A 23,535-nucleotide genomic window follows, 5' to 3' on the forward strand; every position below is an offset into this window, starting at 1 on the left:
GTGGCGGGGCGCGGCCCCCGGGTGACCGATCGGCCCGGCGGCTTGGAGAGACGACCATGCACCTCACGTACGCGACGGCACGGCAGCCCTCGGACGGTCTCGCGGGCTGGGCGATCGGCCTCGTCGAGACCCTGGGCGGTCCCGGGGCCGGCCTGGCCGTCGCCCTGGAGAACCTCTTCCCGCCCCTGCCGAGCGAGGTGATCCTGCCGCTGACCGGGTTCGCGGCCGGGCAGGGCGTCCTCACGCTGTTCTCGGCGCTGTTCTGGACCACGCTCGGCTCGGTCGTGGGGGCCCTGGTCCTCTACTGGCTCGGGGCGCTGCTCGGCCGGGAGCGCGTGCACGCCCTCTGGGCGAGGCTGCCGCTGGTGAAGACCTCCGACCTGGAGCGTACGGAGGAGTGGTTCGCCCGGCACGGCACCAAGGCGGTCTTCCTCGGCCGCATGGTGCCCGTCGTCCGCAGTCTCGTCTCCGCTCCGGCGGGGGTGGAGCGCATGTCACTGCCCCTGTTCGTCGCGCTGACCGCGCTCGGCAGCCTGATCTGGAACGCCGCCCTGATCCTGGCCGGGTACTGGCTGGGGGACCAGTGGGACGTGGTCGGGAGGTACGTGGGCCTCGTCTCCAAGGCCGTCCTGGTCCTGGGCGCCCTCGCCCTCGTGGTCTACGTGACCGTACGGGTGCGCGGCCGCGACCGGGACGGCGGGCGCCGCACCCCCTGACCCGGGCCCGGGGAGGCGGCCTCGACGGAGAACGGCCCCGCCCGCCCCCTCGCGAGGGGGCGGGCGGGACTTTTCAGTGGTGCGGTGCGAAGGCGACCGCCGGGCCCTACTTCAGGCCGTTGCTGATCGCGTTCACCAGCTCGCCGTCGACGGTGTCGCCGTTGAACTCCCAGAAGAACGCGCCGCCCAGGCCCTGGGTCTTGGCCCAGCCCATCTTGGACGTGACCGTGGCCGGGGTGTCGTAGCTCCACCAGTCGGTGCCGCAGTGGGCGTAGGCCGTGCCCGCGATGGTGCCGGTGGCCGGGCAGGTGGTCTTGAGGACCTTGTAGTACTGGTTGCCCGGCTCGACGCCGGCCGCCGGGCCGGTGGCCGTGCCGCCGGGGGCGGACTGGGTGACGCCGGTCCAGCCGCGTCCGTAGAAGCCGATGCCGAGCAGCAGCTTGGAGGCGGGGACGCCCTTGGCCTTCAGCTTGGCGATCGCGTCCGCCGAGTTGAAGCCCTGGGCGGGGATGCCGGGGTACGAGGTGAGCGGGGAGTGCGGGGCGGTCGGGCCCTGCGCGGCCCAGGTGCCGAAGTAGTCGTAGGTCATCACGTCGTACCAGTTGATGTACTGGGCGGCGCCGCCGTAGTCGGCCGCGTCGATCTTGCCGCCGTTGGAGCCGTCGGCGGTGATGGCCGCGGTGATCAGGTTGTTGGCGCCGAACTTGGCGCGCATGGCCTGCATCATGTTCTTGATCGAGGCCGGGCCGCTGGTGTCACAGGTCAGACCGCAGGCGTTGGGGTACTCCCAGTCCAGGTCGATGCCGTCGAAGACGTCGGCCCAGCGCGGGTCCTCGACCAGGTCGTAGCAGGACTGGGCGAAGGCGGTCGGGTTCTGCACGGCCTGGCCGAAGCCGCCGGACCAGGTCCAGCCGCCGAAGGACCACAGGACCTTGATGTGCGGGTACTGCGCCTTCAGCTTGCGCAGCTGGTTGAAGTGGCCGCGCAGCGGCTGGTCCCACACGTCGGCCTTGCCGTCCACCGACTGGTCGGCGGTGAAGGACTTCTCGTAGTCGGCGTAGGCGTCGCCGACGGTGCACTTGCCGTTCTGCACGTTGCCGAAGGCGTAGTTGATGTGGGTGATCTTCGACGCGGAGCCGGAGGTCACCAGGTTCTTCACCGTGTAGGGGCCCCAGTTGGTGAAGTAGCCCAGGTTGATCTTCCCGTTGCCGCCGGGGTTCTCGCCGCCGCCACCGCCGCCGGTGGTGCGGACCGGCGTGGCGGCGGAGGCCGGGCCGGTCTGGTCGGCGGTGTCGCGGGCGACGACCGTGTAGCTGTAGTCGGTGCCGGCGGTCAGGCCGGTGTTGGTGTACGTGGTGCCGGTGACCGTGGCGACGGTGGCGCCGTCGCGCTTGACGTCGTAGTTCTTGACGCCCTTGTCGTCGGTGGCGGCCGCCCAGGTGAGCTTCACCGAGGTGTCGGTGATGTCGCTCGCGGTGGGCTTGCCGGGCGCGGAGGGGGCGTTGTCACCGGGGTTGGTGGTGCCGCCGTCGCAGGAGGCGCCGTTGAGCTTGCAGCCGGAGGGGGCGCCGGTGCCGGTGCCGTTGAACCCGAAGGAGATGGAGGCGCCGGGGGCGAGGGTGCCGTTCCAGCCCAGGTTCTTCGCGGTCCAGTGGTTCGCGGAGTTGGTGACGGTGGCGTCCCACGCGGAGGTGACCTTGGTGCCGGTGGGGAAGTCCCACTCGACGGTCCAGGAGGAGAGCGTGGTGGTGCCGGTGTTCTTCACCGTCCACTGGCCCTCGAAGCCGGAGCCCCAGTCGGACTTCTTGGTGTAGGTCGCGGTGGCGGAGGCGGCCGCCTCCGCGGGGGCCGCGAGTCCGACCATGGCGGCCAGGGGAAGGACCAGCGCGGTGACGCCGGCGACGGCCCTGGCCCGGCCGGACCGGTTGACGCTCCGCGGCGACCGGATTCGGCGGCGGGGTGTTTCGGTGCTCAACGATGCTCCTCGGATGGGATCCGGTGCCGCAGGGGGTGATCCGTGACCCGCACGCCCTGCATGGCCCTGAGTACGTGGTGCCCTGCCCTGCGCTCACCGCAGTGCGTTGCGGCGACACTAAGAAGGTCTGGACCAATCGTCAAGAGGTCTGGACCAGTTTTCCGATCAGCGGGCGGTCCCAAGTACCCCGCGGGAGGAGCGGTTTGAACGGCGCCGGGTCACCGGCCCGGGAAGGGCCGGACGCCCGGCTCGCGCAGGCCGCCGGCCCCGGCGAGCAGACCGGCGCGCTGGGCGCGCAGCACCGCGTCGAGCCGGTCGACGGCGCCCAGCTTGCGGTAGAGGGCCTGCAGGTGCTTGTGCACGGTGCGCGGCGAGATGCCGAGGCGGCGCGCCATGGAGTCGGCCGATAGGCCGGCGGCGAGCAGGTGCAGGACGTTCAGCTCGCGGGGGGTCGGCGGCTCGACCGACGACCGGTCGGCCCGCCCTCCGCGGTCGCCGCCCGACGCCTCCCGCAGCGCGTTCAGGAGGGACCGGTGGTTCGCCGCCGCCTTGAGCAGCGGCTGTACGCGCGCGGCGTACCGCACGTCGTGGACGGAGAAGTCCCCGCCCGGGCGGTGCACCATGAACCCGCTGACGTGCGGGCCCGTGCCCGGGAACGGTATGCCGAGCATGTGCCGCGTCCCGAAGGCCCCGTGGAGGGCGTCGGCCGTCGCGCTGTGCCGCCAGACCCGGCCTCCCGCGATGCGCGCGGCGCTCTGCGGGATCCGCTCCCCGTGTCCCCCGTAGTACCCGGCGAAGGGATAGCCCTCCCGGATGCGGCGCCGGACCGACTCGTCGAGCGGGTCCGCCGTCTCCGTCCCGTACGACCGGAGTTCGACGCGGCCCCGCTCCCGCGTCCAGGGCTCCTCCTTGACCACGACCAGGGTCGCGTCGAGCGCCGTGAGCAGCTCCTCGGTGAGCAGGGACCAGACGCGCTCCGGGTCGTCGGCGTCCATCACCCCGACCGCCAGGTCCAGCATCCGCGCGTACCGATCCCTCATGACCTCTTCTCCCGGAGCCCCGGCGAACCCTGCCGGTCCACGGTAACGGGCCGCTGTCCATACGTACTTCTCCCCATGGCCCGGCCACCGGACCCGGGCCATGATCGGTCACCGGCGCACCGCGCCACCGTGCTGGACGGGGCTGAGCACGGTGGGCGGGAGTCGACGGACCGGTCGCGCGCCTGCTTCGCGGAGCAGGACGCGAACGGCCGCGCTCGCGCGCGTCCTCCGTACCGGTGGTCAGCGGGCCGCGTGCAGGGGCGGAGCGTCCGTGCGGCGCGCCCGTCGTTCGTGCTCCGCCCGCGCCGCGTCCAGCAGGCGCCGCCAGGACGTCACGGCGGGGCGCCGACGCAGCAGGGCGCGCCGCTCCCGGTCGGTCATGCCGCCCCACACGCCGTGCTCGATGCGCCGGTCGAGGGCGTGGGCCAGGCATTCGGTCCGCACGGGGCAGGCCGAGCAGAGCGCCTTGGCCTGCTTCTGGGCGGCGCCGTCGGCGAAGAGCTCGTCGGGGTCCGCCGTCCGGCACGCCGCCCGCTCGCTCCAGCTCTCCCGTTCGTGTCCGTCCATCCCGTCCCCGCCCTCTCCCTGTTCGGCACGCCTCGCGGCACCGTCCGTATGACCCGTGCGGGGACATCGATGCGGACGAGTCGCGCCCGGAACACGGCGGAGCCCGGCCGTCGGGGGACGGCCGGGCTCCGGGGCCGGCGGGCGGGCGTCCGGATCACGGGCCGGGCGCCGCGGGGGTCGCGCTCCTTCAGACCTGGCCGCGCCAGCCGCCGGTCTCGGTACCGCCACGGGACTCGATGAACTTCTTGAACCGCTTCAGGTCGCCGACGGCCTGTCGCCTGACGACGCCGAGCTTGTCGCCGACGGTCTCGGCCAGCCCCTCGGGGTCGTGGTCGAGTTGCAGCATCACCTTGGTGGTGCGGTCGTCGATGCGGTGGAACGTCACCACTCCCGCCTGCCTGACCTCGCCGCCCACGGTGGTCCAGGCGACGCGCTCGTCGGGGATCTGCTCGGTGATCTCCGCGTCGAACTCGCGGCGGACCCCGTCGATCCTGGTCACCCAGTGCGTGAGGGTGTCGGTGCGCTGCTCGATCTGCTCGACGCCCTCCATGAACTCGGGGAACTCCTCGAACTGGGTCCACTGGTTGTACGCGGTGGTGACCGGGACGTCGACCTCGACGGACTCTTCGACCTGCGACATGCTGTCCTCCTCTTCCGGCGGGGCCGGTGGGCCCCGTGCGGCAGTGGGTCCGATGAACGGCTTCCGGTCCCGTATGCCACCTATGGGCGGGTTTATGCGCCCGGAATCAGCCGACGGCGCTGTCGTACGGCTCGTGGTGGTCCGCCAGGATCCCGGCCGCCCTGGTCCGGTGGTCGCGGAAGCGGCGCAGGTACGAGCGGGCCATGGGGCCGGGCGGGACGCCCCGGGCGAAGAGGCGCATGTTGCGCGCGCCCGTGTTGTAGCCGAGGGCTAGCAGTTCGTCGCGGGTGTAGCGGCGCGCGTGGCGCTCCGGGAGGCTCCGGTCGAGGTCCTTCAGGTGCAGGGCGGCCGCGTGGACGGCGAAGGCGGGGTCGTCGCGGAGGTCCTGCCACCGCTCCGCCAGGCCGTGCGTCCGGCGGACCTGCTCGAAGGCCGCGCGGTGCATGTTGGCGAGGCCGAAGGAGGCCCCGGGCTTCCACCACTGCCAGAGCCGTTCCAGCAGCGGGTGGTGCGGCTTGTACGCCTCGTTGTGGAGCACGGTCATCACCAGCAGGGGCGAGACGCCGGTCTCCTCCGCGCTGCGCAGGACGCACGCGGCGTAGGCGGCCGGATCGTAACCGCCCGGCCTGAGCGGCGGTGTCGGGACGTCGCCGCGGTCCACCAGCCTCAGCCGTCGTTCCCGTCCCGGCACGGTCCGTCCGGTCATGCGCGCTCTCCCTCGTTCCCTGTTCCGTCCTCGGCCGCGCCCGGCAGAACCGGACACGCGCCGTCATGGGGTTCGCGTGCCCTGCGGATCCGCGGCCATTCCCGCGCGCGGGGGGTCGGGAGGCGGGAACGCGGGCACACGCCACGGTGTGAGGATCACCGGTGAGAAGACGAAGCCCGCCGTCGGCGGATGGAAGCCCTACGCGGCCTCGGCCGTGGCGGTCGCCGCGACCGCCGTGGTCGGCGCCCGCGCCGTGGACGCGGACAGCCCGTGGTACGCGTCGCTCGACAAGCCGCCGTGGCAGCCGCCGCCCCGGGCGTTCGGGGCCGTCTGGACCCCCTTGTACGTGTCGCTCGCCTGGGCCGGCGGACGGGGGCTCGCCCGGGCGCGCGGCGCGCGGCGCACCGCGCTGGCGGCTTCCCTGGGGGCGGACCTGGTGCTGAACGCGGCCTGGAACCACCTGTTCTTCCGGAGGCGCAGCCCGTGGGCGGGGGTGGTCGGCACCGTCCTCCTGGACGTCGGGAACGTCCAGCTCCTCCGGAGGACGTCCGCCGTGGACCGCACCGCCGGTCGCGCGCTCCTCCCGTATGCGGCCTGGTGTCTGTTCGCCACCGCCCTGAACCTGTCCCTCGCGCGGCGCAACCCCTCCCCCGGGCCGGGAGGCGTCAGCGCGGCGGCTCCGGGGGCCTTCTCCCCCAGGCGGTGAGCATCCCGGCCGAGAGCGCCGCGCAGTCGCCGGAGTCCAGGTACCGGACCGCCGCGTCGACGGCCTCGTCGTCGACCAGGCCGGTGGCGGTCATGGCCGCCCTGCTCCGCTCCCAGGTGTCGGCCCAGAAGCGGCCGAGGGGGCTGCCGGGCAGCAGCGGCGGCACGTGGATCTCGGCCGCGACGGCCTCGAGCCCCGCCTCCCGCAGCAGGTGCGGGTAGGACGGCACCCAGGAGACGTCGGTGCCGATGGTGTCCCGCAGTCCCCGCCACATCGCCCGCATGGCCGTGGTGTACGGGGTACGGGGCGCCCGGTCGCTCGTCAGGTCCACGGCGTCGGCGAGCACCAGCACTCCCCCGGGTTCGAGCAGCTCGGCCAGCTTCCCGATCAGCCGGTCGTGCTCGGGCAGGTGCATCAGGACGAAGCGCGCGTGGACGAGCCGGAACCGGCCGGGGGCGAAGTCCGGGGCGGTGACGTCGGCCTCCAGGAGGTCGAGCCCGGCCGTGGGGCGTTCGGCGAGGAACCGTACGTCGCGGTCCACGGCGAGCACGCTCGTCACCCCGGCCTCGTCCAGCAGGCGGCGGGCGATCGTGCCCGTGCCGGCGCCCACGTCGAGGCAGCGCCATCCCGGGCCGACTCCCAGCGCCCGCAGCCGGTGCATGGTGAGGTCGTCGTAGGCGAGCGCGCCGTGGTCGATGCGCGCGTCCTCGCCGGTCCGGTCGGGCCGGAAGACGGCCTCGCCGTAGCGGCCGTCCCCGGGCTCCTCCTGCGGCGCGGCGGTCACGCCGTCGCCGTCCCGGCGCCGGGGAGGCCTCCGTGCCGGCCGGGTTCCGACCGATCGGGCCGGTCCATGGCAGATCCTCCTCACGCGCCGGGAGAGCGCCGGCCGGGCCGTCGCCCCGCCATCGTCCACCGGCGGGCGCCCGTCCGGCCGAGGCGCGCCGTGCCGGGCCGTTTGGGCACCCGGAGGGCGGGCAGGCGGACGGTCCTCCCCGGCGGAGGTCCGGGGACGAGGAGGGGGTGTCACATGGTCGAGGCGAACGCGCCGGACGGGACCAGGACGGTGTTCGGGGAGTTCGACACCGACGACGACTGGCTGCTCGACGTCCACGAGTTCGGCGGTGCCGTGAAACGGCTGACGGGGCGGGACCTCGACGACGACGCGTTGCGGCGGCTCTTCCGCAGGGCGGACGTCGACGGCGACGGCCTGGTCTCGCTCCCCGAGTTCGAGGGAAGCCTGAAGGAGGTGTGACCCGCCGGGGAAGGCGGGCCGGTGCGGCTCAGAGGTCGCTGTCGATGCCGGTGACGGTCGGCGGACCGAGAGGGGCGTCGGCCTCCGCCACTCCCGCCTTCCCCAGCGCCCGCGAGACGATCCGGACGGCGTCCAGCTCGGCCTCGTAGCGGTCCGGGGCCTCCACTTCGAGACGGATCGAGAAGGTGCCGCCCTCGTTCAGCGTGAGGAGGTCCAGGCCCTCGCTCTCGCTCACGTCGGTGTGCTGGGGGGACAGCTCCCTTTCGAGGGCCGAGCGGGCCGAGTCGCTGATGCCCGAGGTGAACGTACCGGGGACGGTGATGACGAACGTGGTCATGGCTGCTCCTCAACGGGACCCGGCCCGACCGTCGGGCCGGGTCCTCCTCATTCTCCTGACGAAGCCGTACCGGAGGGTTCCCGCGACATGCCGGGAACGGCTCCGCGCGGGGCTGGCCTCAGGCGTTCGCGTGACGGGGCGCGGACGCCCGTCGCGGTGCGGCGTGGTGCGCCGGACGGCGTCCGGCGGCGGCCCGCAGGCCGCGCAGCCACAGGGCGACGGTGCCCAGCAGGGCGACGAAGACCGCCAGCAGGGCCACGGAGACCCACATCTGCCGGGACCCGGGGTGCGTCCACGCCGTCCAGGTCGCCGCGACGGCCCACAGCAGGGCGGCCGCCGCGTAGAAGGTGCGGATCCGGCGCAACTGACGCGTGGCCCGCAAGGGGGTGAGGTGATCGGTCTTCGCTGCCATGCGGCCCCGTATACCCCGTGCCGAACGATTCACCAGGGATCCGCACGGCCCTTTTCGGACCCGGCCGGGAGGCGGGGGCGCGGCTTCCGTCGCAGGATGGTGCGGAACCGAAGGGAGCCGGTGCCGATGACGTCGGGGTCTGGTCCGGAGCACACGCCCGACGGGCGTTACGTCGTCGTCGGCGGCCGCCGGTGGCGCGCCACCGACCCGGACATCCCTCCGGAGGCGGCCGCGCGGCTGCGCTTCCTCCTGATGGCGGCCCGTCGTGCCGTGGGAGCGGCGCGGCGGGAGCACGACGTGCGGGCCGAACGGGCCGCGCGGGCGCGGGTGCACACGGCGAAGGTGGCCCTCGGGGAGCGTGGGGAGCCGTGGTGGGAGCAGAACGCGGCGGAGCGGAAGGCCCGTTGGAGCCGGGGTCTGGAAGCCCTGGGCGGGTGACGGGGACCGATTGTCAGTGGTGGGTGGGACGGTAGGAGCATCCGGTCGGAGACTTGGAAACGAGGGGGAACCGTCATGTCCGGGAACCAGAACTACATCAATCACGTGGCGCTCGTGCTGGACGCCAGCTCGTCGATGCACCACCTGAGCGGCAAGGTCGTGGAGGTCGCCGACCAGCAGATCGCTTACCTCGCCCGCCGGTCTGAGGAGCTGGACCAGGAGACCCGGGTCACGGTGTACGTCTTCGCGGACAAGGTGGAGTGCGTCATCTACGACAAGGACGTGCTGCGGATGCCGTCCCTGAAGCAGCTGTACCGGGTCGGCGGGATGACGTCCCTGCTGGCGGCCACGCTGAAGTCGCAGGCGGAGCTGGCGCGGACGGCCCAGCTGTACGGCGACCACAGCTTCCTGACGTTCGTGCTGACGGACGGCCAGGAGAACGCGAGCCACCGCTGCCCGGACGCCCCGTCGAGGGATCCGCGCGAGCTGGTGAAGGCCGTGGCCGGGATGATCGAGACGCAGCAGGACAACTGGACGCTGGCCGTCCTCGTGCCGGACCAGGTGGGGAAGCGCGAGGCCGTGCAGTGCGGCTTCCCGAAGGAGAACGTCGCGGTCTGGGACGCCACGAGCACACGGGGCCTGGAGGAGGCCGGGCAGGTCATCCAGGAGGCCACTGAGAAGTTCATGGTGGGCCGCACCAAGGGCATCCGGGGGTCGCGGGCGGTGTTCTCCACGGGCGCGGAGGCCGTCAACAAGGACACGGTCGCGGCGGCCGGCCTCACCCCCGCGGACCCGTCGGCGTACCGGCTGGTGCCGGTGGCCCAGGACACGGCTATCCGGGACCGGGTCGTGGAGTCCGGGCACGCCTACCGCACCGGCTGCGCGTTCTACCAGCTGAGCAAGTCGGAGAAGGTTCAGGCGCGGAAGCAGATCGCGGTGCTGGAGAAGAAGACGGACCGGGTGTACACGGGGCCCGAGGCCCGGGCCCTGCTCGGCCTGCCGGACGTGGAGGTGCGCGTCAGGCCCGACCACAACGACGACTTCACCATCTTCGTGCAGAGCACCAGCGTGAACCGGAAGCTCGTGCCGAACACGCGGCTCCTGGTGATGGTCTGACGCCGGGCCGTCCGGTCGGTGTCGGACGGCCCGGCGGGGCACGGGCGGCGGGCCGGGCTTCGGATCAGTCGTCGGGTCAGTCGTCGAGGGCGTCCAGGACCTTCCCGAGGTCGACGAACTTGAAGTCGGTCGACGGGCGCCCGCCGTCGCCGGGCGCGTCGTGCCCGTCCTGGACGACGAGGAGTCCCCTCGGGTACGTGGGGCCGAGGGGGGCGTTCAGGGCGGCCGCTCCGTCGCACTCCTCCGAGCCGTCCGGTCCGGTGCGCGCGGGCGCGACGCGGAATCCGCCCTCGTACGCGTTGCCGTCCTCGCGTTCGCGGTCATAGGCGGCGAACGTGTCGTCGCCCTGGCTGGAGGCCAGGAGGTGTCCGTCGCCGTCCGGTTCGGTGACCAGCGTCAGGCCTTCGACGTCGGCGGAGAGCCTCGTGCCGCCGTAGCCGGGGTCGGCGCCGGGCGCGCACTCCTCGGTCTCCTCGTCGTACGTCCCGGGGACGCCGTACTCGCGGACCCTGTCGATCAGCCGGGGGGTGCCGGTGAGGTCGGCGCGCAGCCGCCAGATGCCGACGTCCTCCTGACCGGCGTACAGGGTGCCGTTCGCGGGGTCGACGACCATGCCCTCGACCTGGGGCAGTTCGCCGGGCTCGGCGCACGGCGACCAGGAGGTGCCGTTCGGCAGCCGGAAGGCGGAGGGCAGGTCCAGGGTGCGGACCTTGCGGTAGGTCACCCGGCCGCCCTTCGCCGGGAGCAGTTCGAGGAGAGCGACGGTCGTGCGCTCGCGACGGCTGACCAGGGCGTAGGCCTTTCCGGACGCCGGGTCCGTCCAGGTCGCCAGGCCGTAGGCGGTCCGCTGTTCGTCGATCTCGGCCTGGTCGCGGGAGAAGACGGCGGGCGCGGAGGGGTCGGTGACGTCGGTGAGTGGGCCGCCGGGGCGGTCGCGGTCGATGCGGTAGAGGCGCAGCCGGTCGTGGCCCCGGTCGGTGGTGACGGCGAGGTCGGCCCGCCCGGAGGAGAGCCGCAGTCCCCGCACGAGGTCCACGTTGTTGAACCGGCCGGGAGCGCCGCCCGGCGCGGTGGCGGGCGGCGCGGCTATCGACTGGACCGGTCGCGCGTCCAGGTCGTAGACGCGCAGGCCGCCCTCCTTGGCGGTCGCGACGACCAGGCTGCGTTCGGGGGCTGCGGCGTTGCGCCAGATGGCGGGGTCGTCCGCGTCCGCGTTGCCGCCCGCGTCGTCGTCGTGCAGCGCCGGCGTCTCCGCGCGGGGCGTGACCGCGGGCAGCGGGCCGCCGGGGTGCCGGTGCCGGGCCTCGGCGGGTACGGCGAGGGCGGCTGCCGCGAGGGCCGTGCTCAGGGCCAGTACGGTCGGCCGGACGAACGGGGAACGGGTCACGTGGTCTCCTGGGAAGGGCGTCCATCGGTCTCGCGCGAGCCTGGCGCCCGCCGGTGACGGCACGGCGACCGCCGGGCGAACGGCCGCCCGGACGGCGGGTGTACGGAAGCTGAAGGCCGGAGCCGCGGTGACGGGCTCGACGGCGTGACGCGGGCTCGCCGGGCGGGGTCGCGGACCGGTCGGTGAGATCTTGCCCGCACATCCGGATACGGTTCCGGCTGCTGGGCATGTGAGCACCATGGAAACGGAAGCCAGTTCGATCGGGAGGCCTGGAAAGCCTGCCGTTCACCACTCCCGAGCCGATCGGGCCGGGACGCACACCACAGGCTTTCCGAACGGCTCGAAGGGGAATCGCATGACTTCCGTGGAACAGCGTCCCAGACCCGCCGAGGCCCGCATACGGCACCTGCGCCGGCGGCTGGAGCGGCTGATGGGCGTCGCCGCGACCGAGGGGAACGAGCTGATCGCGCTGCGCAACGGCGATCAGATCTTTCCGGCCATGCTGGACGCCATCAAGGCGGCCGAGCACACCATCGACATGATGACCTTCGTCTATTGGCGCGGGCAGATCGCCCGGGACTTCGCCGAGGCCCTCGCCGAACGGGCCGCCGCCGGGGTGCGGGTGCGGCTGCTCCTCGACGGCTTCGGCGCCATGCGGATCGAGCAGGACCTCCTCGACCGGATGGACGAGGCCGGTGTGCGGGTCGCCTGGTTCCGCAAGCCGCTGTGGCTCTCACCGCTCAAGCAGAACCACCGCTGCCACCGCAAGGCGCTGATCGTCGACGAGCACACGGCGTTCACGGGCGGCGTGGGCATCGCCGAGGAATGGTGCGGCGACGCCCGGAATCCCGGCGAGTGGCGCGACACTCACGTCAAGGTCCGCGGTCCGGCCGTGGACGGCATCGCCGCGGCCTTCTCGCAGAACTGGGCCGAGTGCCACGACGAGCTGTACGACGACCGGGACCGGTTCACCGAGCACGAGCAGCCCGGGGACTCCGTCGTGCAGGTGATCCGCGGCTCGGCGAGCATCGGCTGGCAGGACATGCAGACCCTGATCCGGGTCATGCTCACCAGCGCCGAGCAGCGCTTCCGGCTGGCCACCGCCTACTTCGCGCCGGACACCTACTTCGTGGACCTGCTGTGCGCGACCGCGCGGCGCGGCGTGACCGTGGAGATCCTGCTGCCCGGGCCCTACACCGACCAGCGGGCCTGTCGCCTGGCGGGCCAGTACCACTACGAACGGCTGCTGGAGGCGGGGGTGACCATCCACCAGTTCCAGCCGACGATGATGCACGCCAAGATCATGACGGTCGACGGCGTGGCCTCGCTGACCGGCTCGACGAACTTCAACCGGCGTTCCATGAGTCATGACGAGGAGGTGATGCTGGCCGTCCTCGACGAGGAGTTCACCGCCGGTCTGGACCGGGACTTCGAGGAGGACCTGCGGCGCAGCACCCCCGTCGATCCGGCCCGCTGGCGGCGCCGTGCCGCGCTCCAGCGGCTGGGAGAGAAGGCCGTGCTGCCCATCCGCCGGTTCCTCTAGCAGGTGGCCGCGTCCTCCACCGTCCGCCGCACCTTCAGGACGGTGTCGACCCCGGTGAGTTCCAGGATCCGGCGCACCGGTGCCGTCGGCCCGGCCAGGCGCAGGTCCGTCGTCCGATGGGTGAGGATCAGCAGGTTCAGGAAGGACGAGTCCGCGAAGGTGACGGCGGAGACGTCCAGGACCACCCTCGGACGGCCCTCGGCCGCGGCGCGCAGGGCGGTCGCCAGGGGGGTGATCGTCTGCATGTCGTAGGAACCGCGCGCGACGACGACCGGGACTCCGTGCGCCTCGTACCGCTCCGGAGTTCCCGCGTCGCGTGGTCCGGCCCCCCGGTCCCCGCTCCCGCCGAGATCGCTCTCGCGCCCTGTCATGACGGCCTCGCCCAAGGACATCTTCGGACCCTTCCTGCGGCTTCCACGGGAACACGTCATCTGTGACACGAAAAGTATGTCACGTATTTGCCGTCCGGCAATGCCTTTCCCTAGGATGCCGACCATGGCGGGAGTGCCCGGATCACACAGCGGCTGGACGTTCGTCACCAACCACGCGCGCGTGCTGGCGGCGATCGCCGACGACCCGAACGTCCGCATCCGCGACATCGCGGCCCATTGCAGGCTCACGGAGCGGGCCGTCCAGCGGATCATCTCCGACCTCGAACAGGACGGTTACCTCTCCCACACCCGTGACGGGCGCGGCAACACGTACCGCATCGAGCCGGACAAGGTGCTGCGGCACCCGGCGGAGGCGGGACTGTCCGTCGCCTCCCTGCTCTCCCTGCTCGTCCAGGACGAGACCGCCCGCGCCGTACGGCCGGAGGAGTAGGTAGGGGCAGGGAGTTCAGCGGGCCTGGGGGTGCTCCCCCGGGCCCTGCCGGGCGGGGGCCAGGGGCGTGGGAGAGAGGACGGTCGTCTCCTCCCCCGGTTCCAGCAGGGTGTCCGCCGCTCCGACGACGAGCGGGTCGGGGGTGCCGACCGCCTCCTCGTCCTTGTTCGTGTAGTCGACGCGGGACAGGAGGCTGCGCATGGCTTCGAGGCGGCCGCGTCGCTTGTCGTTGTTCTTGACCACGGTCCAGGGCGCGTGCTCGGTGTCCGTCGCCCTGAACATGGCGACCTTCGCGGCGGTGTAGTCGTCCCAGCGGTCGAGGGAGGAGAGGTCGGTGGGCGAGAGCTTCCACTGCCGCACCGGGTCGACCTGGCGGATGGCGAAGCGGGTGCGCTGTTCGGACCGGGAGACGGAGAACCAGAACTTCACCAGGTGGATGCCGTCCTCGACCAACATGCGTTCGAACAGCGGGCACTGGTGGAGGAACAGCTCGTACTCGTCGTCGGTGCAGAATCCCATCACCCGCTCGACCCCGGCCCGGTTGTACCAGGAGCGGTCGAAGAAGACGATCTCGCCCGGGCCCGGCAGGTGGGCCACGTAGCGCTGGAAGTACCACTGTCCGGCCTCGCGCTCGGTCGGCTTGTCGAGGGCGACGATCCGGGCGCCGCGCGGGTTGAGCCGCTCGGTGAACCGCTGGATGGTGCCGCCCTTGCCCGCGGCGTCCCGCCCCTCGCACAGCACCGTGATCCGGGCGCCGGTCTCCTTGGCCCAGCGCTGCACCTTGAGCAGCTCGATCTGCAGTATCCGCTTCTCCCGCTCGTACGCGGCGCGGCGCACCTTGCGGGTGTACGGGTAGTTCTCCCGCCACGTGCGGATGGGTTCGCCCCCGGCGTCGAGCAGGAGCGGCTGCTCGGGCCTGCTGGTGTCCACGCTGAGCCCTTCGAGGAGGTCCGGTGCGGTCTCCCGGTCCTCTTCGCGGTCCTCGCCGCCGGTGCCGTTCACGCCGGTCATCGGGTACTCCGTTTCCTCCGCACGTCCTCTCGGACCCTGCCTCTACCCGCTGGTGCCGGTCTCACCCGGTCGGCCGTCCCGGCCGGTGCGGTCCCGCGTCCGGAGCCGGGGGCCGGGATTCTCGGGGTTCGGGGTCAGGAGGCGCTGACCCCGCCGCGGGCCAGGGCGAACACCCCGAGGACGACGAGCGCCACCCCGGCCAGCTGGGGCAGCAGCCACCAGCCCGTACGGACGTGCTCCTCGTACAGCAGGACGCCCAGGCTCAGGCTGACCGTGGCGTCGCCGAGGGTGAGGGCGGGTTGCGAGGCCACGAGCGGGCCGCCCTGCATGGCGTGTTCGAGCAGCAGGAGGGCCGCGATGCCCGCCGCGCAGAAGGCGTAGGTCTGCCAGGCCGTCAGGAAGGCGCCGAGTCCGCCGTCGTCGAGGACGTGCATGGACGTCTTCATGAGGGCGGCGGTCAGCGCGTAGCAGATCGCGGTGGCGGCGCCGAGGCAGGCCGCCCTGGCCCGGCCGGGCGGGCGGCGCAGTCCGGTGGCGGTGAGCGCCACCACGGCGACGGCGCAGGCCGCCAGGACCGGAACCCAGCGGTCCAGGGCGACGTGGGTGCGGTTGCCGGTGGGCGAGGCGGCGACGAGGGCGATTCCTAGTCCGGCCACGACCGCCGCCACGGCCGCCCAGAGGCGGCCGGGCAGCCGTTCGCGCGCCATGAGGGAGGCGATGAGGAGGGCAAGGGGCAGTTCGAGGACGAACAGGGGCTGGACGAGGGCCAGCGGCCCGGTCGCGAGGGCCGCCGCCTGTCCGACGCCGGCGGCGATGACGGCGAGGATGCCCGCCAGCCAGAGCGGGCGGCGCAGCAGGTCGAGGATCAGTCCGGGCCGGAAGGAGTCGGACTGCGGGACGGTGAGCGCGGCACGCCGCTGGAGCACCGTGGCCAGCGCGTTGCTGAACGCGGCGAAGAGGGAGAAGAGGACCGGCAGGACGACGCCCATGCACCGATCCTGACCGGGCGGCGGCCGTACGGGGGCGGCGACACCGGCCGGACGCCCGTACGGGGGAACCGGCCGGGGACCCGGTCGGGCCAATGCCGGGTCCTGGTCGGGCGAATGCGGGCCCGCCGGTGTGGCCCGGCGCCGCCGCGGTGGTACGTCGTCGGTCATGCAGCCAGGCTCCCCACCGCAGGTGGCCCCGTTCCTCCGCACGGCCGCCGCGTACGCGTGGCGGCTGCTGGTCGTCGGCACCCTCGTCTACGCCCTGTTCGCCCTGCTCGGGCGGTTCCACGAGATCGGGGTGGCGCTGTTCCTCGGTCTGGTCGTCACCGCGCTGCTGCGGCCGGTCGCGGACCTCGTCGCCCGGGGACTGCCCCGGTCGGCGGCGGTCGCCCTCACCCTGCTGGGCGGCATCGCGCTGGTCCTGGGCGTGCTCACGCTGGTCGGCGAGGCGGTGGCGGGGCAGCGGACGACGCTGGTGCGGGAGTTCCGGGACGGCGTCGGGCGGATCGAGCAGTGGCTGGAGCGGCCGCCGTTCCGGCTGAACCCCGAGGCGCTGTCGGACGCGCAGGAGAGGATCGGGCAGTTCCTCTCGGACCACCGTTCGACGCTGGTCAGCGACGCGGTGAGCGGGGCGCACCATCTGGTGGCGGTGCTGGCCACGCTGGCGCTCGCGCTGTTCTCCTCGGTGTTCTTCCTGCACTCGGGCGACCGCCAGTGGGCGTGGTTCCGTGAGCAGCTGCCGGTGTCCCTGCGGGGGCGGGCGGAGATCGGCGGGCGGGCGGCGTGGCGCACGTTCACCGGCTACACGCACGGGATCGTGCTCGTGGCCGCGACGAACGCAGTGCTCGTGGGGATCGCGCTGTGGCTGCTCGGGGTGCCGCTCGCGGTCCCGCTGGCGCTGCTGGAGTTCGTGGCCGCGTTCGTCCCGCTGATCGGTTCGCCGGTCGCCCTCGCGGTCGCCGCGGTCGTCGCCCTAGCGGCGAAGGGCCCGTTCGTCGCGGCGGTCGTGATCGCCCTGATCGTGGTGATCGGCCAGATCGAGGGGCATCTGCTGCACCCGCTGGTGATGAGCTGGGCCGTACGGCTGCACCCGCTGGTGGTGGCTGTCTCGGTCCTCGCGGGCTCGATCGCGGCCGGCATCGTGGGCGCGGTGGTGGCGGTGCCGCTGGTGTCGGTGGTGTGGTCGGTGATCACGGCCCTGCGGGAGGCCCGCGCGACGGAACGACTCCTGGACGGGACCGATCCGTCTGCGGGAACGGGGCCAGGGACAGGGAGGGGGACGGGGACGGGGCTGGATACGACGCCGGAGACGGGCACGGGGCCGGACGGAGGCGGGAGCCCGGCGGCGTGAGGCGGGAGCGGGCAGAGGCGGAGGCCGGCGGGGCCGGGCGGAGGCCGGCGAGGGCGGGCGGAGGCCGGCGAGGGCGGGCGGAGGCCGGCGAGGGCGGGCGGAGGCCGGCGGGGCCGGGCGGAGGCCGGCGAGGGCGGGCGGAGGCCGGCGAGGGCGGGCGGGGCGCCGTTCCCTCACCGTCATTGGGCCGACAAATGGCGGTGGCCGGGGCGGGTTGACGCGCGTCACACGGCCCGCCAGTCTCTGAGTGCCCGCACCTGGGACCACATCCGATTCGTGAGGCACTGGAGGCCCGATGGCCGGACGCACCGTACGTTCCCTGCCCCTGCGCTTTCTCCTTTCCCTTGTCATGCTCCTGTCCGCCTCGCTGGCCGGAGTGGTGGCCACCGCGGGCACCGCTCAGGCCGACGGCTGCTACACCTGGTCGCGCACCCTCTCCCAGGGGGCGTCCGGCGCCGACGTCACGGCCCTGCAGATCCGCGTCGCCGGCTACCCCGGTCACGGCGCGGTGCTCGGCATCGACGGCTCCTACGGCCCGGCGACCGCCGCCGCCGTCAAACGCTTCCAGGCCGCGTACGGACTGGCCGCCGACGGGGTCGCGGGCCCCGCGACGTTCAGCAAGATCTACGCGCTCCAGGACGACGACTGCACCCCCGTCCACTTCTCCTACGCGGAGCTGAACAACTGCAACAGCACCTGGGCCGGGGGCGCGGTGAGCGCGGCCACCGCCAAGTCCAACGCCCTGCGCACCATGTGGAAGCTGGAGGCCCTGCGGCACGCCCTCGGTGACCAGCCCCTCCGCGTCACCAGCGGCTTCCGGAGCCAGGCCTGCAACAGCGCGGTCGGCGGCGCCTCCTCCAGCCGTCATCTGTACGGTGACGCGGCCGACCTCGGCGCCGGTCCCCACTCGCTGTGCCGGATCGCCCAGCAGGCCCGCAACCACGGTTTCAACGGCATCCTCGGGCCCGGCTACCCGGGACACGGCGACCACGCCCATGTCGACCACCGGCCCAGTCGCTTCTGGTCCGCCTCCAGCTGCGGGATCTGACCCGCGAACGGCCCGCGTTCTCCCCCGGGGGGACGCGGGCCACGGCGTGCGCGAAGGCCCCGGCGGCCGGCCCCGCGACGGTCCGCGAAGGCCCGCGCATGACCCGCGCCCGGCGGGTAACACGGCGTCAATGACGAACGCACACGACGTGGGAGCGAGACCCGGCCGCGCGCTCCTGCTGCTGCCCGTGCAGGCGGCTCTGGTGGCCGCCCTGGGGCTGCTGGCGACCGGGCCCCTGACGCACCACTGGCCGCTGTCGGCCGAGGACGGCGTCAACCGCGCGCTGGCCGACCACCGCGACCCCTCCGCGACCGCGCTCACCGACTGGATGTCGCTGGTGGCGAACACCCAGACCGTGATCGCCCTGACCCTGCTCTGCGTGCTGGGGCTGCTCCTCGTGCCCCGGGCGCCCCGGTGGTGGGAGGCGGGGTTCCTGGCCGTGTCGGTGGCCGCGCAGTCCGCGATCTTCCTGCTCGTCACCCTCGTCGTGAACCGCGACCGTCCCGACGTGCCCCGCCTGGACGGGGCGCCGCCGACGTCCAGCTTCCCCTCCGGTCACGTCGGGGCCTCCATGGCGCTCTACGGAGGCCTGGCCGTGCTCGCGTTCCGGCACCTGCGGGGCGTCCGGCGGAACCTCGTCGTGGGGTTCCTCCTGCTGATCCCCCCGGCCGTGGCGTTCTCCCGCCTCTACCGGGGGATGCACCACCCCTCCGACGTGGTGGTGGGCCTCCTGAACGGCGCCTGCACGCTGCTGCTCGTGGGGGTCGCGCTGCTGCCCGGCGCCCGGAAGGACGAGCCGGCCCCGGAGCCGGAGCCGGCCGCCCCCGGCACGCGGCGGGCCGTCGTGGTCCGCCACCCGCACGCGTGCGGCGAGGAGACCGCCGCCCGGGTACGAGACGTACTGCGGCGGCACGGGTACGCGGAGCAGCGATGGACGGAGACGACCCCCGAGGACCCGTCCGGCGCCCTGGCCGCGCATCTGACCGGGACGGACCCGGCCCCGGACCCGCTCGGCCAGGGCGGCCCGGTCGACCTGGTCGTCGTCTGCGGCGGCGACGGCACCGTCCGCGCCTGCGCCGACGTGGCGGCCGGGACCGGGGTCCCCCTCGCGATCGTCCCCTGCGGCACCGGCAACCTCCTCGCCCGCAACCTGGGGCTGCCGGTCGAACCGGTGGCCGCCCTGCGGGAGGCCCTGTCCGGGCGGGCCGCCGGGCTCGACGTGGCGCGCATAGAGGGCGACGGGCTCGCGCCGACCCGGTTCGCGGTCATGGCGGGCGCCGGGTTCGACGCCGCCATGGTCCGCGACGCCTCGCCGCGGCTCAAGGAGCGCCTGGGCTGGGCCGCGTACGTCCTCTCGGCCGCGCGGCACCTGCGGGACCCCCGGATGCGCTTGTCGATCCGTCTCGACGGGGGCGCCCCGCTGGAGCGGCGGGCCCGGATGGTCGTCATCGGCAACGTCGGCTCCCTCCAGGGCGGGCTGCCGCTGCTGCCGGACGCCCGGCCCGACAGCGGCCGCCTGGAGGTCGTCCTGCTCGACCCGCGCGGGGTGACCGGCTGGCTCGCCACCGCCGGATACCTGGTCTCCCGCCTGCCGGGCGGACGGACCTCCCCCGCCTCCGGCACGCGGGAGCGGACCGCCGCGCACGGCGCGCTGGAGTACTTCGGCGCGGCCCGCGTCGACCTCCGCTTCGCCCGTCCCCAGCCGCGCGAGCTCGACGGCGACGTCCTCCCGGCGGGCACCCGGCTGACGGCGGAGGTCGAGCCGGGGGCGCTGCGGGTGTGCCTGCCCGCGCCGGCGCGGACCGGCATACCGGCCGGGACCGGGAAGGAGGTGGCGGAGCATGGGCACCGCGACGCGCGTACCGCGGCTCAGTGAGGTCAGGGCCGTGGAGGCCGAGCTGCGCCTCCAGGGCGAGACCCTGTCCGGAGAGGACGCCTGGGCCACGCTCCGCCGCTACGGCGGCTGGGCGCTCGTACGGGACTCCTTCGTACGGTTCCGCTACGCCGACGGGTTCAGCCACTCCCGGGCCCTCGCCCTGCAGACCGTCCTGGCGATCCTGCCCTTCGCCATCGCGGTCATAGGGCTCTCCGGGGTGCTGCACACCGAGGACGTCGGGCGGATCGCCGAGCTGCTGATCCGCCGGATCAGCGGCCCCAGCCAGGACGTCGTGGACGACGCCCTGCGGGCGAGCCGGCGGCACGCCGGGGACGGCGGCGCGGTGGCCCTCTGGTTCGGCCTGCTGTTCTCGGTCTCCAACGTCACCACCGGCATGTGCCAGGTGGAGCGCGGCGCCAACCGCATCTACGGCGTCGAGCGCGACCGCCCGTTCCTCCACAAGTACGCGCGCGGGCTCGTGATGTCGGTGCTGGCCGGGCTGCCCCTCGGGCTGAGCTTCTGCGTCACCGTCCTGGGCTCCGACCTGAGCCACGCCCTCATCGAGGTCTACCACCTCGGCCCGGGCACCCGCCTCGCGTGGGACCTGCTGCGCTGGCCCGTCGGCATCCTGCTGGCCGTGCTCGCCACCAGCGTCGTCTTCCGCCGCTCGCCCCGGCGCCCCCAGCCGGGCCACACCTGGCTGGCCTTCGGCGCCACCGTCCACCTGCTGCTGTGGCTGGGCGCGACCTGGGCGCTGAGCCTGTACGTCGGCTCCGGCGGCTCCTTCACCACCGTGTACGGCCCGCTGAGCGCGTTCGTGGCGCTGCTGCTGTGGTCGTACCTCACGTCGCTCTCGCTCTTCCTGGGCCTGTCCTTCGCGGCCCAACTGGAGGCCGTACGGGCGGGGGTGGACGCCCCGATCAGCGAGGATCCCGGGGTCTGAACCGCTCCTCGCCCCCTCCTCGTACCAAGGAAAGGAACCGTACCGACCATGACAGAGCGTTCCTCCCGCACCCGGCGCCTCCTCGGGCGGCTCGTGGCCGGGCACGGCGGGCCCGACGCGCGGTTCGGCGCGAGGCTGCTGGCGGGCACGGCCCTCACGGCCCTGGCGGCCGTCCCGTTCTCCCTCGCGCTGGTCCTGGTGGAGTCGCACTGGGCACCGCTGCACCGGCTCGACCAGGGCGTGGCCGAGCGGCTGCACCGCTCCGCGCTCGACCACCCCGCCTGGGTGCGGGTGCTCGACCTCCTCACGCACGTCGCGTGGGGGCCGGCGACCATGCGGATCCTGGTGGCCGGGGTGGTGGTGTGGCTCCTGTGGCGGCGGGCCTTCCGGCTGGCCGCCTGGGCGGCCGTCACGGCGATCGCCGGCGGGCTCGTGGGCCTGCTGGTGAAGAACGTGGTCGAGCGCGCCCGGCCGCACCTGCCGGATCCGGTCGCCCACGCGCCCGGCTTCTCCTTCCCCTCCGGGCACTCCATGACGGCCGTGACCTCCTGCGCCGTCCTGCTGCTCGTCCTGCTGCCGCTGGTCCCGCGCGCGTGGCGGCCGCTGCCGTGGGTCCTGGCCGCGGTGGCGGTGGTCGGCGTCGGCTACACGCGCGTCGCCCTCGGCGTGCACTGGGTGAGCGACGTGATCGGGGGCTGGCTGCTCGGCCTCGCCGTGGTCACCGCGACCACCCTCGCCTTCGAGGCGTGGCGCGGCGACGTCGGCCGTCCCCGCACCACGCCCGCCGAGGGCCTGGAGCCCGAGATCACGACGGAGGACCCGGAGCCGGCGGGCCGGTCCGGGTCCCAGTGACGAGGGGGCGCCGGGTCAGGCGTCGTCGTCCGACCCGTCGGCCCGCCCGCTCCCCCGGCCCCCCGCCGCACGCCGCCGGGCGTCCTCCTGCGCGCTCCGGCTCGGCGTGAGGGCCTCCGCGGCCTCGCCGTCCTCGTCGGGGCGCGGCTCTTCCCGTACGTCCGTCTCGGCCTCCTCGAACTCCTTCAGGACCTCCTCGACGGCGGTCCTCGGGTGGTCGGCGTTCCCCTCGGTGGCGCGGTGCTGCGACATGCGTCCCTCTTCCTCACGTTTCGTTGGCGTACGACATCTTTTGCAAACGTGCCGGTACCCGGCGTCGTGCGCTTCAAGCCCCGTCGACCGACGGACAGGACGCAGGGGACGGGTCGACCGGGCAAGAAGCGCGCGGCGCGGTCGAACCGTTCCGGACACCGGGCCGTTTCAGCCGCCGTCCCGGTCCCGCGTCGGGGACCGCCGGCCCCGGGTCGACGCCAGCACCCCTCCCACGACGGCGATCACCGCGAGGGCCAAGGCGATGCTCACCCACCCCTCGGTGTCCCAGTAGACGTCCTCCAGGCTGATCAGCAGCGCCGCCTCGTCGACGATCAAGGCCGTGCCGACGCCGTAGGCGAGTCCCATCCAGGCACGCGCGCGTGCCGAGCGCTCCACGAGCCCCGCCGCGCCCACTACGGCGAGCAGCAGGATCCCCCACACGTAGTGGTGGATGTGCACCCCGCCGGCCTGCACGTCGCCGATGCCGGCCACGTCGATGTGGATCAGCCAGGTGAGCAGGCGCATTCCGCCGAAGGTGAGGGCGAAGCCCCACCACGCCAGGACGAAGCCGCGTCGCTCGGAGGAGATGCCGGGCAGGAGGCGCAGCCACGGCGACCGGTGGGCCGGGCGCGCGGACGGCGGGCGGTCGGGTGACCGCGGGATGTGCGAGGGCGTCACGCGTTCTCCGTCTCCTTCGTCTCTTCGGCCGCGAATTCCTCGATCAGCCCGGCCACGGCCTCCGGCACGCTGTAGTGCGCCGCGTGCGCTGCGCCCGGGACGTCGACCGCGCGCCCGTCGGGGACCAGCCGGGCCGCGTGCCGGACCCAGGCGCGGGAGGCGATGGTGTCACCGGCGCCGCGGATCACGAGCGTCGGCACGGCGACCCGGGCCAGATGCCCCTCGAATGCCCCGGCCGCGTCCCGCAGGGCGTGCCGCAGGGACGCGGCGAAGCGGAGGGGGCCGGTGAGCAGGTAGTCCGTCGCGGCCGTCCCGAGCAGGGAGAGCGGTTCCCGGGGCACGTCCGCGAGGAGCCGGCGGCAGTGGCGGAGGCCCGACACACCCGGTTCGAGCGCCGGACCCAGCAGCACGAGCCGTCGGGCGAGCCGCGGGTGGCGGACGGCGAGGGCCGCGGCCACCTGGCAGCCGACCGAGTTGGCCACCAGCAGGCTCGGCCCCGGGGAGAGCCGCCGGTGCCAGCGGGCCAGGGCGTCGGCGGCCCGCTCCACGTCGGGCATTCGGCGGGCGGCGGCCCGCGACCGCGCGTTGCCCGGCAGGTCCGGCACGAGCACGGTGGCCCCGTTCGCCGCGAGGCGCCGGGCCAGCGGAGCGAAGTACCGTCCCGAGAGGCCGAGTCCGTGCACCAGGACCACGGTCGTCCCGCCCGCCCGTGGCGGAGGGCCGAAGGAGCGGGTGAAGAGACCGGCGCGGAACCCCTCTTCCCGCCTCCGCCGGGCCCCGTCGGGCAGGGCGGCGTCGGGGGCGGTCTGCTCGGTCATGTCGGTTCCCTCCCGGTCGTACGGCGCGTGAGCGCGGCTGCCCCGGGGGGCTGCCGGTAA

Annotated in this window: 27 protein-coding genes; 12 read left to right on the forward strand and 15 right to left on the reverse strand. The window is 73.8% G+C overall.

Annotation, left to right across the window (positions count from 1 at the left end; genetic code table 11):
• Nucleotides 1–56 precede the first annotated feature (56 nt).
• Nucleotides 57–716 carry a DedA family protein gene (locus tag ACIQD7_RS07165; protein ID WP_402440271.1) on the forward strand — a complete coding sequence of 220 codons (660 nt, stop codon included), beginning with the start codon at nt 57–59 and terminating at the stop codon, nt 714–716.
• Between the two features lie 106 nt (nt 717–822).
• On the opposite strand, the gene ACIQD7_RS07170 is transcribed toward ACIQD7_RS07165, so the two are convergent.
• The 5 genes from ACIQD7_RS07170 to ACIQD7_RS07190 all read right to left on the reverse strand — a co-directional run bounded on the left by ACIQD7_RS07170 (nt 823) and on the right by ACIQD7_RS07190 (nt 5,644).
• Nucleotides 823–2,691, reverse strand: a complete 1,869-nt coding sequence (locus tag ACIQD7_RS07170; RefSeq protein ID WP_402440273.1) for a glycosyl hydrolase family 18 protein — start codon at nt 2,689–2,691, stop codon at nt 823–825.
• 218 nt (nt 2,692–2,909) lie between these two features.
• A complete protein-coding gene (locus ACIQD7_RS07175) occupies nt 2,910–3,731 on the reverse strand; it encodes a response regulator transcription factor (protein WP_402440275.1) in 822 nt (273 codons plus the stop codon).
• 240 nt (nt 3,732–3,971) lie between these two features.
• Nucleotides 3,972–4,298, reverse strand: coding sequence for a WhiB family transcriptional regulator (locus tag ACIQD7_RS07180; protein ID WP_402440277.1), 327 nt, complete (start codon nt 4,296–4,298; stop codon nt 3,972–3,974).
• A 187-nt stretch (nt 4,299–4,485) separates the two neighbouring features.
• A complete protein-coding gene (locus tag ACIQD7_RS07185) occupies nt 4,486–4,938 on the reverse strand; it encodes an SRPBCC family protein (protein WP_402440279.1) in 453 nt (150 codons plus the stop codon).
• Nucleotides 4,939–5,044: 106 nt separating this feature from the next.
• A complete protein-coding gene (locus ACIQD7_RS07190; protein ID WP_402440281.1) occupies nt 5,045–5,644 on the reverse strand; it encodes a lytic transglycosylase domain-containing protein in 600 nt (199 codons plus the stop codon).
• A 148-nt stretch (nt 5,645–5,792) separates the two neighbouring features.
• On the opposite strand from ACIQD7_RS07190, the gene ACIQD7_RS07195 reads away from it, so the two are divergent.
• Entirely contained in the window at nt 5,793–6,350 is a 558-nt protein-coding gene (locus tag ACIQD7_RS07195) for a TspO/MBR family protein (protein WP_402440283.1), read from the forward strand.
• Here ACIQD7_RS07195 and ACIQD7_RS07200 read toward each other — a convergent pair.
• Nucleotides 6,310–7,134 (reverse strand): class I SAM-dependent methyltransferase, encoded by an 825-nt coding sequence (locus ACIQD7_RS07200; protein WP_402440285.1) that lies wholly within the window; start codon nt 7,132–7,134, stop codon nt 6,310–6,312. The two genes, ACIQD7_RS07195 and ACIQD7_RS07200, sit on opposite strands and share 41 nt — an antisense overlap.
• A gap of 243 nt (nt 7,135–7,377) precedes the next feature.
• On the opposite strand from ACIQD7_RS07200, the gene ACIQD7_RS07205 reads away from it, so the two are divergent.
• Complete coding sequence (locus ACIQD7_RS07205; RefSeq protein WP_402440286.1) at nt 7,378–7,602, forward strand: EF-hand domain-containing protein; 225 nt, start codon at nt 7,378–7,380, stop codon at nt 7,600–7,602.
• Between the two features lie 28 nt (nt 7,603–7,630).
• Here ACIQD7_RS07205 and ACIQD7_RS07210 read toward each other — a convergent pair whose 3' ends face one another.
• Nucleotides 7,631–7,939: a hypothetical protein gene (locus ACIQD7_RS07210; protein ID WP_121829170.1), complete on the reverse strand. Its 309-nt coding sequence runs from the start codon at nt 7,937–7,939 to the stop codon at nt 7,631–7,633.
• A 118-nt stretch (nt 7,940–8,057) separates the two neighbouring features.
• The gene (locus ACIQD7_RS07215; protein WP_402440289.1) at nt 8,058–8,351 is read right to left on the reverse strand and encodes a hypothetical protein; all 294 of its coding nucleotides are present in this window, start codon (nt 8,349–8,351) and stop codon (nt 8,058–8,060) included.
• A 126-nt stretch (nt 8,352–8,477) separates the two neighbouring features.
• Between ACIQD7_RS07215 and ACIQD7_RS07220 the strand changes: the two genes are divergently transcribed.
• Entirely contained in the window at nt 8,478–8,789 is a 312-nt protein-coding gene (locus tag ACIQD7_RS07220) for a hypothetical protein (RefSeq protein WP_402440291.1), read from the forward strand.
• Nucleotides 8,790–8,864: 75 nt separating this feature from the next.
• Nucleotides 8,865–9,905, forward strand: coding sequence for a vWA domain-containing protein (locus tag ACIQD7_RS07225; RefSeq protein WP_402440293.1), 1,041 nt, complete (start codon nt 8,865–8,867; stop codon nt 9,903–9,905).
• A gap of 76 nt (nt 9,906–9,981) precedes the next feature.
• Here ACIQD7_RS07225 and ACIQD7_RS07230 read toward each other — a convergent pair whose 3' ends face one another.
• A complete protein-coding gene (locus ACIQD7_RS07230; RefSeq protein ID WP_402440295.1) occupies nt 9,982–11,292 on the reverse strand; it encodes a phytase in 1,311 nt (436 codons plus the stop codon).
• A 355-nt stretch (nt 11,293–11,647) separates the two neighbouring features.
• Between ACIQD7_RS07230 and ACIQD7_RS07235 the strand changes: the two genes are divergently transcribed.
• A complete protein-coding gene (locus ACIQD7_RS07235) occupies nt 11,648–12,835 on the forward strand; it encodes a phosphatidylserine/phosphatidylglycerophosphate/cardiolipin synthase family protein (protein WP_121829175.1) in 1,188 nt (395 codons plus the stop codon).
• On the opposite strand, the gene ACIQD7_RS07240 is transcribed toward ACIQD7_RS07235, so the two are convergent.
• Nucleotides 12,832–13,227 (reverse strand): STAS domain-containing protein, encoded by a 396-nt coding sequence (locus ACIQD7_RS07240; RefSeq protein ID WP_402440298.1) that lies wholly within the window; start codon nt 13,225–13,227, stop codon nt 12,832–12,834. The two genes, ACIQD7_RS07235 and ACIQD7_RS07240, sit on opposite strands and share 4 nt — an antisense overlap.
• 103 nt (nt 13,228–13,330) lie before the next feature.
• Here ACIQD7_RS07240 and ACIQD7_RS07245 point away from each other — a divergent pair, with 103 nt between their 5' ends.
• Nucleotides 13,331–13,657 (forward strand): helix-turn-helix transcriptional regulator, encoded by a 327-nt coding sequence (locus ACIQD7_RS07245; protein ID WP_402440300.1) that lies wholly within the window; start codon nt 13,331–13,333, stop codon nt 13,655–13,657.
• 15 nt (nt 13,658–13,672) lie between these two features.
• Here the strand turns inward: ACIQD7_RS07245 and ppk2 are convergent, their stop codons facing one another.
• Together ppk2 and ACIQD7_RS07255 are read right to left on the reverse strand one after the other, a co-directional pair.
• The gene (gene ppk2, locus ACIQD7_RS07250) at nt 13,673–14,668 is read right to left on the reverse strand and encodes a polyphosphate kinase 2 (protein WP_402440302.1); all 996 of its coding nucleotides are present in this window, start codon (nt 14,666–14,668) and stop codon (nt 13,673–13,675) included.
• Nucleotides 14,669–14,802: 134 nt separating this feature from the next.
• A complete protein-coding gene (locus ACIQD7_RS07255; protein WP_402440304.1) occupies nt 14,803–15,657 on the reverse strand; it encodes a DMT family transporter in 855 nt (284 codons plus the stop codon).
• 166 nt (nt 15,658–15,823) lie between these two features.
• Between ACIQD7_RS07255 and ACIQD7_RS07260 the strand changes: the two genes are divergently transcribed.
• The 5 genes from ACIQD7_RS07260 to ACIQD7_RS07280 all read left to right on the forward strand — a co-directional run bounded on the left by ACIQD7_RS07260 (nt 15,824) and on the right by ACIQD7_RS07280 (nt 21,727).
• On the forward strand, nt 15,824–17,008 hold the full coding sequence (locus tag ACIQD7_RS07260) for an AI-2E family transporter (RefSeq protein WP_402440306.1): 1,185 nt from the start codon (nt 15,824–15,826) through the stop codon (nt 17,006–17,008).
• Between the two features lie 295 nt (nt 17,009–17,303).
• Nucleotides 17,304–18,056: a D-Ala-D-Ala carboxypeptidase family metallohydrolase gene (locus ACIQD7_RS07265; RefSeq protein WP_390756784.1), complete on the forward strand. Its 753-nt coding sequence runs from the start codon at nt 17,304–17,306 to the stop codon at nt 18,054–18,056.
• Nucleotides 18,057–18,186: 130 nt separating this feature from the next.
• Nucleotides 18,187–19,932: a diacylglycerol kinase family protein gene (locus ACIQD7_RS07270; RefSeq protein ID WP_402440308.1), complete on the forward strand. Its 1,746-nt coding sequence runs from the start codon at nt 18,187–18,189 to the stop codon at nt 19,930–19,932.
• The gene (locus ACIQD7_RS07275; protein ID WP_402440310.1) at nt 19,898–20,875 is read left to right on the forward strand and encodes a YihY/virulence factor BrkB family protein; all 978 of its coding nucleotides are present in this window, start codon (nt 19,898–19,900) and stop codon (nt 20,873–20,875) included. Before ACIQD7_RS07270 ends, ACIQD7_RS07275 begins: the two co-directional genes overlap by 35 nt.
• 48 nt (nt 20,876–20,923) lie before the next feature.
• On the forward strand, nt 20,924–21,727 hold the full coding sequence (locus ACIQD7_RS07280; protein ID WP_402440311.1) for a phosphatase PAP2 family protein: 804 nt from the start codon (nt 20,924–20,926) through the stop codon (nt 21,725–21,727).
• A gap of 15 nt (nt 21,728–21,742) precedes the next feature.
• Here ACIQD7_RS07280 and ACIQD7_RS07285 read toward each other — a convergent pair whose 3' ends face one another.
• The 3 genes from ACIQD7_RS07285 to ACIQD7_RS07295 all read right to left on the reverse strand — a co-directional run bounded on the left by ACIQD7_RS07285 (nt 21,743) and on the right by ACIQD7_RS07295 (nt 23,475).
• A complete protein-coding gene (locus ACIQD7_RS07285) occupies nt 21,743–21,979 on the reverse strand; it encodes a hypothetical protein (RefSeq protein WP_402440313.1) in 237 nt (78 codons plus the stop codon).
• A 168-nt stretch (nt 21,980–22,147) separates the two neighbouring features.
• On the reverse strand, nt 22,148–22,657 hold the full coding sequence (locus ACIQD7_RS07290; protein WP_402440315.1) for a hypothetical protein: 510 nt from the start codon (nt 22,655–22,657) through the stop codon (nt 22,148–22,150).
• Nucleotides 22,654–23,475, reverse strand: coding sequence for an alpha/beta fold hydrolase (locus ACIQD7_RS07295; RefSeq protein WP_402440317.1), 822 nt, complete (start codon nt 23,473–23,475; stop codon nt 22,654–22,656). The genes ACIQD7_RS07290 and ACIQD7_RS07295 overlap by 4 nt, the downstream gene beginning before the upstream one ends.
• Nucleotides 23,476–23,535 lie beyond the last annotated feature (60 nt).

It is taken from the genome of Streptomyces sp. NPDC093071 (genome assembly GCF_044754545.1).
In the GTDB taxonomy this organism is placed as follows: Bacteria; Actinomycetota; Actinomycetes; order Streptomycetales; family Streptomycetaceae; genus Streptomyces.